This is a genomic window from Candidatus Acidiferrales bacterium (assembly GCA_036514995.1).
In the GTDB taxonomy this organism is placed as follows: domain Bacteria; phylum Acidobacteriota; class Terriglobia; order Acidiferrales; family DATBWB01; genus DATBWB01.
This window is the reverse complement of record DATBWB010000154.1, coordinates 1-12,109: the sequence shown is the minus strand read 5'-3', so window position 1 is coordinate 12,109 and position 12,109 is coordinate 1. Positions and strand designations below refer to the sequence as shown.

Annotated in this window: 8 protein-coding genes; all 8 read right to left on the bottom strand. The window is 59.6% G+C overall.

Annotated features, from left to right (window positions below; all coding sequences use genetic code 11):
• Nucleotides 1-98 precede the first annotated feature (98 nt).
• A complete protein-coding gene (locus VIH17_10285; GenBank protein HEY4683621.1) occupies nt 99-1,412 on the bottom strand; it encodes a nodulation protein NfeD in 1,314 nt (437 codons plus the stop codon).
• Nucleotides 1,409-3,031, bottom strand: coding sequence for a tetratricopeptide repeat protein (locus VIH17_10280; protein HEY4683620.1), 1,623 nt, complete (start codon nt 3,029-3,031; stop codon nt 1,409-1,411). The genes VIH17_10285 and VIH17_10280 overlap by 4 nt, the downstream gene beginning before the upstream one ends.
• Nucleotides 3,032-3,275: 244 nt before the next feature.
• Nucleotides 3,276-5,363, bottom strand: a complete 2,088-nt coding sequence (locus tag VIH17_10275) for a S46 family peptidase (protein ID HEY4683619.1) — start codon at nt 5,361-5,363, stop codon at nt 3,276-3,278.
• A 317-nt stretch (nt 5,364-5,680) separates the two neighbouring features.
• Nucleotides 5,681-6,505, bottom strand: coding sequence for a tetratricopeptide repeat protein (locus VIH17_10270; GenBank protein ID HEY4683618.1), 825 nt, complete (start codon nt 6,503-6,505; stop codon nt 5,681-5,683).
• A gap of 32 nt (nt 6,506-6,537) precedes the next feature.
• Entirely contained in the window at nt 6,538-9,153 is a 2,616-nt protein-coding gene (locus VIH17_10265; protein ID HEY4683617.1) for a PBP1A family penicillin-binding protein, read from the bottom strand.
• A gap of 123 nt (nt 9,154-9,276) precedes the next feature.
• Entirely contained in the window at nt 9,277-9,645 is a 369-nt protein-coding gene (locus VIH17_10260) for a hypothetical protein (protein HEY4683616.1), read from the bottom strand.
• A gap of 14 nt (nt 9,646-9,659) precedes the next feature.
• Nucleotides 9,660-11,357, bottom strand: coding sequence for a proline--tRNA ligase (locus VIH17_10255; protein HEY4683615.1), 1,698 nt, complete (start codon nt 11,355-11,357; stop codon nt 9,660-9,662).
• A gap of 542 nt (nt 11,358-11,899) precedes the next feature.
• Nucleotides 11,900-12,109: hypothetical protein (locus tag VIH17_10250; GenBank protein HEY4683614.1), on the bottom strand; the 210-nt coding region annotated here is incomplete at its 5' end.

Genomic DNA, 12,109 nt, shown 5'->3' with positions numbered 1-12,109 from the left:
ATTTTGACGGAATTGAGAATCCAGAACAGAACGATCAATGCAGCCGCAATCTGCCAAATGCTGAAGAGTTGCATAAGAGACTCCTTTCGAATCTAACTCTACCGCCGGAATGAGGCTGAAGCCTGCGTCGAGACGGCTTCCACCTTCAATTTTAACCCCTCGACGCTTATGACTCGCACCTTCATCCCCGCTGGAATTTTTTGCTCGGAGATGGCTCGCCAGTTCTCGCCATGAATGAAAACTAATCCTTCCCCGTCAATCGCCTGGCGCACCTCGCCAATCTCCCCCACCATTTCCTCTGCACCGGCGGCCATCTTCCAGGCGCGGGACTTTAGCACCAGACGCAGCAGAAAAACCGTGATGGCAGCAAAGGAGATCGCCACTGAGATGGCCGTGCCCCAACGCACGCCCATTTCCGGTATCGGTGATTCAAATAGCATCACCGCGCCGAAGATCATCGCCAGCACTCCGCCCACCGCCAGCACCCCATGGCTCACAAACTTGGCCTCCAGGACAAACAATACCAGAGCCAGCAGAATCAGCAATACACCGGCATAGTTTACGGGCAAGAGGTTCAAAGCAAAAAGCGCCAGCAGCAAAGAGATCGCTCCCGCCACACCGGGCAGAATCCAGCCCGGGTGGCTGAACTCCACGTAGAGGCCGAGGATGCCTGCAATCAACAACAGAAACGCGATATTCGGCTCGAGCACCCGGCTCAGGAAGCGCTGGCGCGCGGTCATTTCGAACGGCTCAATGCTGGCTCCCTTCAGGGAAAGGGTCTCGCTTCGACCATCAAAGCGGGTAATCGTTTTTCCATCAAATTGCTGAAAAATTTGCTCGGGGGATTGGGCGATGGCGTCAATCAATTTCGCGTCCAGGGCCTCCTTCTCGGTCCACGACTTTGCCTCCGTCACGGCCTTTTCGCCCGCTTCGGTATTCCGCCCGCGCTTGCCGGCGATGCTCCGGAGATAGGCGGCCGCATCGCTGGTGATTTTCTTGCGCGTCGTCTCGTCAAGCGGAATCGGCGCGCCCCACGGAGTCAGCGCAATGGGAGAAGCAGCGCCGGTGTTTGTTCCCGGTGCCATCACGGCGATGTCGGCTGACTCCAGGATATAAAACCCCGCCGACGCGGCCCGTGACCCGGCCGGCCAGACGTACACGATGACCGGGACCCGAGAATTGATAATCTTATCGATGATTTGCCGCATCGAGCTGCCGAGTCCGCCGGGCGTATCCAGTTCGATGAGAATGCCGTCAGCATTCACCCGAATCGCGTGATCGATCCCGGCAGCAATGTATTCTGCCGTTACCGGATGAATGATCTCGTTCACCCGCAATAAAACAACATTCTTCGCCGCGGCTGCTCCGGCTGCCAGCCACACCGCGGCAACCACTCCAAGCAGGCGTTTCATGGTGCCTTCTCCGCGCCCCGTTCCGGCTGCTGGCGGGATCGCGCGACGGCTATAGCCAGCAATTCCTGCGCTTCCTTGTTGCTTGCGTCGAGCCGCAAGGCGTTCTTCGCCTCTGTCTCAGCCTCGCTCCACTTCTTCTCGTCCAAATAGACATTCGCCAGGAGCAGTCGTGCCTTGACCGAGTTTCGGCCGAAGAGAGCGGCTTTCAGTTGACGAATCGCTTCGGTCGGGCGACGGAGCCGGCGATAGACATCGGCCAGGTCATAGTGCGCCTCAAAAGAATTTGGGTCGAGCAGAAGAGCTTGAGAGAGCTCCTGGCGGGCGTTTTCCAGGTCTCCGCTGGCCAGCGCCTCCTGCCCGCGGCGCAGGTGGCGCTCCTCGTGCGTAGGCCGGGCTGCCGCATCCGACCCTGGCGCGCTTTCCAGAACGGCAAACCTCGCCGCCGTTTCGTCCCATTGAAAGACAAGACGGTCGGCTACGGCAAGTTCCTTCTCGGTTGGAGCCGCCGCCCTGTCCTTGGCCAGTTCGCTGAGCACTGGCTGCTTTGAGGCCTCATCTGCACCTGGGGGAAGTTTTTCGGCGGATGCCATCAGGAGTCGCCGCGCCAGCACATCTTGCGGATTCTCTTGAACCACCGCCCGCAGCCATGGGGCCGCTTCTGCGGCATCTCCGGCTCGCCAGGCATTCAGGCCGGTATTGAAAAGGACCTCGCTGCTGCTTTCATCCAGTTCGCGCGCCCGGGAAAGGTATTCGCCTGCCTTTTTTCCATCGGCCAGTCTCGCTGCCGCCACCGCCAGGTTGTTGAACACCGGGGCCACCGGCGCGCGCTGGACTGCGTTGAGGAATGCGGCCTGCGCTTTCGCCGGCTCGTTCAACCCGAGATAACTAAGACCCAGATAGAAATTGGCTTCAGCATACCGCCGGTCCTCGGCTGGAATCTTGCTGAAACCGCCGACGGCGACGCTCAGATCCTTTTGCTGAAACATCGTCAGCGCAAGCTGAAACACAGCCGGAAGATACCGGGGAGCTGCGCGGAGCGCTTCGCGAAGGAGCTTGACCTGTTCGATCGCGCTTGCACTCCGAGAGCTGCGGGCAAGATGTTCAACCGCAGCCAGCGGTATCGCTTCCTGGCGGCGAGCAAACTCCTCCCCGCTCGGCTCAAAAGCCGAATCCATTTGCCTGGCAAGCTGCCACGCCAGGGTCGTGCCGACCGCGACAAGCTCGTCCACCGGACCTGAGGCGGTCACCGCCGGGCTGAGTGACAGATTGCGAAAGTTCAAAATTTTCGCAGCCATCCAAATGATCCCGTGTTTTCCCTCAAACTCGCCGAGGACGAGCTGATCGGCATCAAGTTCTTCGCCGAGTTTCACCATGGTGGCCCGGCTGAAATGGGTGGACGAGGGCAGGCCAGTCCGCTCGGCGGCATTCACCCACTCTTCGCGAGTGATGACGTAGCGCCCGGGCGAACTCAACGTTTCCGCCAATAGCTCAGGCATGGCGTCCCCAACCCATTCGAGTTGGGGATCCCCCGTGCGATTTTCAAAGGGAAGGATCAACAGCGATTGGCACTCTGTGCGAACCGGCACCAGGGAGAGAAAAGCAATAAAAACCAAACCCACGCGGGCCCTCATGCAACCCTCGGCACATCGCCTCCAAAAATTATAGCAGAAGGCCAAGGGAAGGACAGGAACACCTCTCACCTGAGTCCTCGAAAGGGTTACTCTCAGGCAGTCCGCCAGAGCCGGGCAGCACGCCCAAGAGCCTCAGCACAACTCCCAAAAAAACTGGAGGCGCAACACGTTGAACAATTCGCGGCAAGCCTGCCCCCGGCGCTGCTTGGAATCCGCCTCCCTTTCCACAACCTCACTTCCCCGGTCGCTGCCCGGGGGGTTTCAATTCGTCGGCCAGCGCCCGAGCGCCGTAGATTTTTCGCAGAGTTTCAACAATGGCTTCTGAATGAACCGACACCGCCCTGGCCTGTTCGTCGGTATAAACAAACCGATCGGGAAGCGACTGGATATTGCCGTCAAAAATAAGACCTACGATTTCCCCCGCTTGGTTGACCACCGGACTCCCCGAGTTCCCCCCGTGGATGTCCGGCGTGGCAACGAAGTTAAACGGCGTACTAAAGTTGAGAGCCGACTTTTTCTCGACAAAGCTCTTGGGCAGCTTGTAGGGTGGTTTTCCTGTTGCGCGTCCGTAAAGGCCGCGAAACGTGGTCGTGTAAGGAATCTTCTTGCCGCCTTCCCTGTATCCCTTCACCTGCCCAAAGGCCAGGCGCAGGGTGAACGTGGCGTCCGGGTAAAGGCTTGTGCCGCGGATGGCGAAAAGGGCTTTCGAAATCAAGGCGCCATTGACTGTCTCAACGCTCTCCACTTCATCTTCGAATTGCTTGCGCGCGGCCCGCGCATCGGGATCAAAAAGCCTGGCGAACTGGATCATCGGGTCGGTGGAAGCTTCTACCGCCTCCCGCCCACCCTCCACAAGCGCTTTCCGAAGGTCAACATCCTTCAGCTTGGTTTCCGAGACGAGCCGGGTAGCCACGCTTTCCGCTGTTCCGTCCCCAAGGGCCTTCCGCAACAGCGCATCCTCGGCCCCTAGCATCTCGCGCAGTTGAGCGAGCACGTCGGTCAGGATCACCGTCTCAAGCGAATCGTAGAGGGGGGCCGTGGAAAAAAGCTCCTGCTCGAGAGAAGGAAGATTGCTGTCGCGGTATTCGCGCAACCGCTTCTCGTTCGCCTTCGTCTTTTCTTCTACAAGCCGCACAATGTCCCTGGCTATCTCGAAAAGCCTGGAGCGCAACGCAAGCTGGCGCTCCAGCATGTAATAGCGATGGTAGAACGCCCGATACTTCTTCTGTGCCTGGGCAATCGCATCCCAGGCGGCGCCGAACTCCTTTTGCTTCCGGGGGTCGGCGGCGACCTGGCCACGCAACTCTTTTTCCCCTGCCGCCTTCTTCGCCATCAGGTTCTTGTCGGTCAAGCCAGACTGAAAGCCGGTGTACGCCTTCAGGCTATTTTCGACGTCAAAGAGCTGGTCGTTGCAGATGCGCGCCTCCTCTGGCCCGCGGACGGCGAAAGCCTGCAACAATTGCCGGCGCCGCGCAAGAGTCTTCAGCACGAAGGGATAGGGAACGTCGCGCAAAAACTCGAGTTGTGCGAGCGTCAGCATCCGCCCGGTTGTGCCGGGGTTGCCGGAAACGAAGACAGCTTCGCCTTCGCGGGGACCCGCGGTGCTCCAGCGAAAATACTGCTCCAGGCGGGCCGGTTTCTCATTTTCATAAGTCCGGAAAAAGGCGACATCGAGGTTGTAGCGCGGATAGGCAAAGTTATCCGGGTCGCCGCCGAAAAAGGCAATGTTAAACTCCGGGGCAAAGACCAACCGCACGTCCGTATATTTCTTGTATGTGTACAGGTCATAGGCTCCGCCTCGATAGAGAGTCACAACGTCGCAGCGGAGGCCGGTCCGGGACGCGCAATCTTTCTCCAATCGGCTCATGGCTGCCTTTTGTGCCTGATTGATCTCAGCCTCGCCCATCTCGGGCTTGGCCGCCTCTTTCACCTGCCTGGTCACGTCCTCGATGCCGACCAGCACGTTCAGTTCAAGGTCAGGACACTTTGCCTCCTCATTACGAGCGGCGGCATAGAATCCGTCGCGGATGTAGTCCTTTTCCTTGGTGCTTAACTTCTGGATGCAGTCCGCGCCCACGTGATGGTTTGTCATCACAAGCCCATCGGGCGAGACGAACGATCCCGAACCGCCGTTGTTGAAACGCACCGAAGAAAGCCGGACGTGATCGAGCCACGCATCGGTGATCTCAAAGCCGTAGCGTTGCTTGATTTGCGACTTGGGAAAGTTGTTGAACGTCCACATGCCTTCGTCGGCCAACGTGGCTGTAGCCGTCACCAAGAGCAGGATCGAGAGAACAATCCCTGAATGAAACTTCGACATCGGTAGCCTCTTTAGCGAGTGAATTTTCGCCTTGCAAGAAATCGTTCCGGGGCGCTGTTTCTGGCGGATGGCGGCGAATCTAGCTGCTAACACTACCCTCAGTCGGCCACGCAGTCAACTGGAGCGCTGGCCGTGACGTGGCCCGTGCGGCAGAGCAAAAGCGGCCCGACGCCGCCACGTCGTTGGAAGATAGACGCCCCGAATCGGCAGCCAGCCTGGGCTGTACGGGCAACCCGTCGCATCGAGGCTCCTCTTCCGATGGGTCTCTGGTGTCGGTCGCGCCCGCATCGCCGCAACCTCGAGCCGGCGGAGGCGCGCTACTTGCTCGGCGGCGCCGGAGGCGGCCCGGGCGGGTGGAGTATCTCCTGCACGCGAGGGTCGGCTACGACGGGGGCGAAAGCCGGGTCCTGCTCGATGGCTGCCCACTGACGATAGCCGCTCTCCCGTGCCTTCTTCAGGTAGGTAACGCAGCGCTCAACATCTCCGGAGGAGGCGTAGAGCTTGGCGAGCATGAAATAAAACTGGGCTGTGTCTTCCACGCTTCGCTCATGCAGCAGAACACCCACGAAGCTTCTTCGCTCAAAGACTTCCGGATCGAGCTGCATCGCAGTCTGAAACTCGGAAAACGCTTCCTCATATTTCTTCATGGCAAAGAGCGCCGTACCGAGGTTGCTGTGGCAGCTTGCCAGGTTGGGGTTCAAGGCGATGGCCTTGCGATAACGCTGGGCGGCTTTCTTGTAATTCTTGTTGTGGTAGTCCACCGTGCCGCGGTTGTTCCAGCCCTCGGCGTAGTTTGGATCGGCCTTGGTCGCCCGCTCATAGTAGCGCTTGGCCATGCGCATGTCAGAAACTTGGTGATAACTGATACCGACTTTGTTCATCAGGACAGCATTGGGCGGCTCGAGTTTCAGCGCTTGCAAATAGGCGGCGGTAGCGAGCCGGAATTCCTTTCTTGCCATAAGAACATCAGCCTTCTGTTCCAGTTGTTTCGCATCCGGCAGGGGCCGCGGCTGCGGCGCCTGGCCAAGAAGAGTGAGCGGGCGGTGCTGCGCAGCCAGCAGAATGGAAATCCCGCAGAGCGGGATAACGCCCGCGAGGACGGCAGCCTTCCACCCAGCCTTCTTTGCTCCTACGCGGCTCATGATGCCTCCTCTCCCTCGGCACCGCGCGGCGGTCATGGTTTCGCCTGGTCTTTCTCCTCTTGCTTCTTATCCTTTGTCTCGCCAGCCAGCGCTCCCCAAAACCTGCGCAGGACACTTTTCTTCTTCGGCTCGGCCGAATCGGGAGTTGCTTTTCCGGGCCCCGCTGGCGGTTGGCCTCCGATGGAAGGATTTTCGGTCCCACTCACGGCTGTTTGTCCCTGGGAGCCTCCCTCCGTCGGCGCCGCCGCTGGCTGAGTACCTGTTTGTTGTTTGGTGCCAAACAATCGCGAGAGCCAGGAAGGGTGTTCGCCCGTCGCGCCCGCCGCTTGCTCGCCTCCGTGCAGCACGCAGTAGGAAGTGGGCTCAGTGCCGGCCACAAACGCTTCCTGGAGGCTGGTGGAACAAAGGGCGGTAGCCAGTTCGCCGCTCTCCGGGTCCACCGTCGCCATGACTATCCCCTCGGGGGCCACAAAGGGTTGGACGCCGCGATAAGGAGCAAGTTCTACTGCCCGCTTCATGAATTCCGCCCAGATCGGGGCTGCCGAAGCCGCTCCGCTCAAGCCGAGTTCGCGGTTGTCGTCATAGCCGACCCAGACGACACAGAGCAGATTCGAGGTGTAGCCGGCAAACCATCCGTCATGGGAGGTGCCCGTCTTGCCGGCCGCCGGCGCGCTGAACCCTCGGGCGCGCACGACCACTCCGGTGCCACGATTGAGCACATCTTCCATCATGTTCGTCATCACAAAGGCCACACGCGGATCGAGCGCCGGATGTGTCTGTGGCGGATTGCGCTCGAGCAGCTTGCCGTCCGGCGTCGTCACCTGAGTAATGAAGAGTGGATCAGTGCGGGCCCCGCCATTCGCAAAAGCGGTGTAGCCGGCAGCGACCTCAACCGGGGTTAATTCATAGGCCCCCAAGGCCACCGCCGGGGTGGCCTTGATGTGGTTGCCAAAGCCGACGCGCTGGGAGATATCGACCACACGGTCGTAGCCGATCATCTCCGCCAGCCCCACGGTGGCAACGTTCAAAGATAAGGCCAGCGCGGTACGCAGGCTCACGACGCCGTGAAACTGGTCGCCATAGTTGTTCGGCGTGTATTCCTGTCCCTCAAAGGTAAAGGTTGTCGGCGAGTCGAGCACCTCGGTCGTCGGCGTGACCATCGGCTGGCGACCTTCCACGCCGTTGCTGAACGCAGCCGCATAGACAAACGGTTTGAAGACAGAGCCGGGCTGGCGCCGGGCGACCGCTCGATTCAACTGGCTCTGGCCATAATCCCTTCCCCCAATGAGCGCTTTGATTTCTCCCGTTTTCGGATCGAGCGCCACCAACGCCACCTGGACCGGCGGCACTTCCTCGCCTCGGGCCTTTCCCCGCCGGTATCTGGCCGCAACCTGCTTGTCCATTTCGGCCATTCCCAGGCGCACCGCCTCCGCTGCCGCACGTTGCAAGTCGAGGTCGAGTGTGGTGTAGATCCGATAGCTCTGGGAAATCAGATCGCTTTCCGAGTAGCGGTCGAGCAGCCGGTCTTTGACCATGTCCACAAAATAAGGCGCGTCCGAGGCCCCCACGCTGCCGCGAGCGACCTCGAGAGGGGTTCGGCGCGCCGCATCCGCTTCCGCCCGGCTGACGACACCATGTTCGGCCATCGCCTCAATCAAGTTGTTGCGTGCTCCCGCCGCCCGCTCGGGATAACGTTGCGGCGAAAAGAGATTGGGGCCACGGATGATGGCTGCCAGGTAAGCGGCCTCCGGCAAGCTGAGCTGTTTCACGTCCTTGTTGAAATAGACTTGGGCCGCTTCGCCAAAACCGTTGAGGGAAAAACTGCCGCGATTGCCGAGATAAACCTGGTTGGCATAAAGTTCGAAGATCTCTTCCTTGGTGAAACGCTGTTCAAGCTGGATGGCAATCAAAATTTCCGCCAACTTGCGTCGCCACGTCCGGCTCGGGGTGAGGAAAAAATTCCTCGCCACCTGCATCGTGATCGTGCTTCCGCCCTGGGCCTTCTCCCCTCGCCGGATGTCCACCAGGGCGGCTCGCGCTATGCCGATGAAATCGATTCCCGCATGCTCAAAAAACCGGCGATCTTCTGCGGTTAGAACCGCATCCACAAGGACCTTGGGCAAGTCGGCAAAGCGCACCAACCGCCGCTTTTCGCGCCTCTGATCAAAGAGATTGGTGATGAGCGCCGGCTCGACCTCAGCCACCTCGCGCCAAGAGCCGTCGTCGAGCGAGAGGATGCGGCTCACCTCGTTCCCCACAATCTCTACCCGCAAAGCGTTATGCCGGCTGAAAAACGAGTTGGACCCCGGTCGAATCTCTATGCTGTGCCCTGAAATTTTGAAGCGGCCAAGCGTGTCAGGCAGGTCCGCCAGCGGAAGCTCGGTCTCGGTATAGCCCGCCCGCCGTAGGTAAGTGGCGAGCTCAGACAGTGTCAGCTTTTCTCCCAGACCGATCTGGCGTGCTGCCCCAAAGACGTGCGAGGTCGCCTGGAAGACCGGCCCGGCCAGACGGGCATCAATCACCCGGGCAAAATGGATGTACACGGCGACAAAGCTGACGGCGGCGAGAAAAAGGGCAAGGCCCGCGACTGCGAGCAGGCCAAGGCCCGCGCGGGATGACCAAAAACCGCGTCCGATCCGAACCCGCACGCGACCTCCCTGTTCCGGTTGTCGTTCCAACCTACGTTGCCACGCCCCGATCATATCGGGGCGACCGCCAGCCGCCTTGTGCCTCTCGAATCATCATTGCCGCCACCTGGAGTCTGAAGGGGACTAAAAGAGGGATCGCTCCGCTGAGGAAGGATTAAAATGGAGGCGGAGCGTATAACCGGGCAGCTCGACATTGATGTCGTACTCACAGGAGATGCGCACGGCTCGCACGTCTGCCTCCACGCGAATCTGGTCGCGACTGAGCGGCAACGCCAGCTCCTGCGCTTTGCTGAAAATCGTGTCGCGAATTTGCTCGGCTGTCTTGCGGCTGACTACCGCCAGCCGCGCTTCATTCTCCATGGCGTCTTGAAGCTGGAAGTTGTTGACGTAAAGGGGGATGATCTTCACCCCTAAATAGATGGCCGCCACGAAAACCAGCGTCCAAAAAACGGTGCCCAGGGTAATCTTGCCGCGTTGCATCTCGTTCGTCATCGAACCCTCTGGCTTCAACGGAAAAACTCGCTTCTCAGCCGCTTTGTGACCTCGCTGATTCTAACATCGGTAGTCTGGCGTGTCGAGCGATCCCGGATTTCGACTTTGCCCTCCTTCACCTTTTTCCCTACGGTCACGCGATAGGGCACGCCAATCAGGTCAGCATCTTTGAACTTCACGCCGGGCCGCTCGTCGCGATCGTCGTAGAGGGCATCCACGCCGGCACGAAGCATTTCCCGGTAGATCTCCTCGGCTGTATCGCGGTGCTCGCGTTCCGAATAATTCACCGGCGTGATCACAACTTCGAAGGGAGCAATGACCCGCGGCAGGAACATTCCCTCTTCATCGCAGTTCTGTTCCACCGCTGCCGTCAGGATGCGCTCCACTCCGATGCCGTAGCTGCCCATGACCATGGTGATTTCTTTACCGGCCGCATCCAGCACCTTGGCTCCCATCGCCTCGCAATATCGCCGGCCCAACTTGAAGATGTGCCCCACTTCAATCGCTTTGGCCACCGTGAGTTTCTTCTTCTGGCACTGAGTACAGATTTCCCCGGTTTGAACTGTGCGTAAATCGGCGAATTCGGCCTCGAAGTCCTCGCCGGGAGTGACGTTGCGAAGATGAAAGTGATCCCGGTTCGCGCCGGTCAGCAGATTTTTTCGCCCGCGCAAGGCCTCGTCGGCCAGGATGCGTATTCCCCTGACGCCCACGGCGCCGATCGAACCCGCCCCTGCGCCAAAGTATTGCCGGATTTCATCCGGATGCGCTGGCCGCCAAAGCACCCCTCGGAGAGCATCGGTGAGTTTCGCGTCGTTGAGCTGGTGGTCGCCGCGAATTTGGACGAGCAGCGGCTTGCTTTCGACCATATAGACCAAAGACTTTGCCATGTACTCCGGCCCGGTGCGTGTGAAGGCCGCCAGCTCTTCGATAGTCTTGATGTTAGGGGTCGAAAATTCTTCCGGGGAAAGCGCCGCTTCATTGTCCGTTACGGGCGGCAGGAGCGATTTCGCCTTTTCCAAGTTGGCCGCGTAACCGCATTCGCAGATCGCAACTTGATCTTCTCCGGCATCCGATATGACCATGAACTCGTGCGAGACCGCACCGCCCATGGCGCCGGAATGAGCTTCTACAACCTTGTATTTGAGCCCGCAGCGATCGTAGATGGCGCAATAAGCGTCATAATGCTTCCGGTAGCTCACGTCGAGCCCAGCTTCATCCAGGTCAAAGGAGTAGGAATCCTTCATGATGAACTGGCGCAGGCGCATCAATCCCGACTTGGGCCGGGCTTCGTCGCGGAATTTCGTTTGGATCTGATACCAGATCTGGGGAAGCTGGCGATAACTGCGCAATTCGCGGCGGGCGATGTCCGTCATCACCTCTTCGTGAGTGACGCCGAGACAAATGTCACGGCCGGCTCGATCCTTGAATTTGAACATGGTTTCGCCGAATTGCTCCCACCGGCCTGTTTCCTGCCAGATATCCGCCGGGTTGAGCGCGGGAAGGAAAAATTCCTGGCCGCCGATCCGGTCCATCTCTTCACGGATGATCTGGGTGATTCTCAGCGCCGAACGCCAGCCGAGAAAAAGGAAGGAATAAATGCCGGCGCCAAGCTGGCGGATGTAGCCGGCGCGGAGAAGCAGCCTGTGGCTCGCGGCTTCAGCCTCAGCCGGAGCTTCTCGCAGCGTGGGAATGAAGAGCTGGCTCCACCGCATCCGAAGGCCATCCTTTGGCAGGATGCTGAACAAGTGCCGCGGCTGTCATTCCGATCCCGCTCTGCGGGAGAGGAATCTGCTTGTGATTGGCCCGCAGGGAAAAGAAAGCATCCGCCGCGGCGGACTCGGGTCGGCCAATCCCGAGGCTTCGGGACGCCGCCCCTCGGAATGACAACCCGAGACGTTTTCACCACCCTGCTTAGAACAGAACCCGCAGGTTTACAAAGGATTGCAACATATCGGCGAGGCCAGGGTTTGTCAAGCAATCTGAAACGCCGGTAGTGCGTCAGTTTCCGGGAAGCCGACTACACGGCCAAGTGAGCGCCGACGTCAGAGGAGGAGCTGCCTAACGGCCTGCGGTTTAGCCGCGACGAACCGCAGGCATGAACGCGCAAGCTGCAACTATGTTGATGCGGTTCGTCGTCGGCTGCAAGCGCGGGTTAGCCCATTTTGGGGTTGGAACAGAGACACTCATCCGGCCCGCATTTACCGCAGGTATGGCACCCTCTAGCAGTCACCCCACTGGAAGCTGTTTCCTGGTCTCAGTTGGGCGCGCTGGCCGACATGCCGGCTCGCCCCACCAAGAGGAAGCCGATAGCGCACAAAGCGAAGGTGGCAACTGGTCCCCAGGCGAACTGATTGTAAACGCCAGATAGTGCACCCAACACCGCGGCAATGGCGGCGAGGCCATTTAAGACGGTCAATCCCAGAACCATTGCATCACGGGATTTTGAGGGTTCGGCATTGCGGCC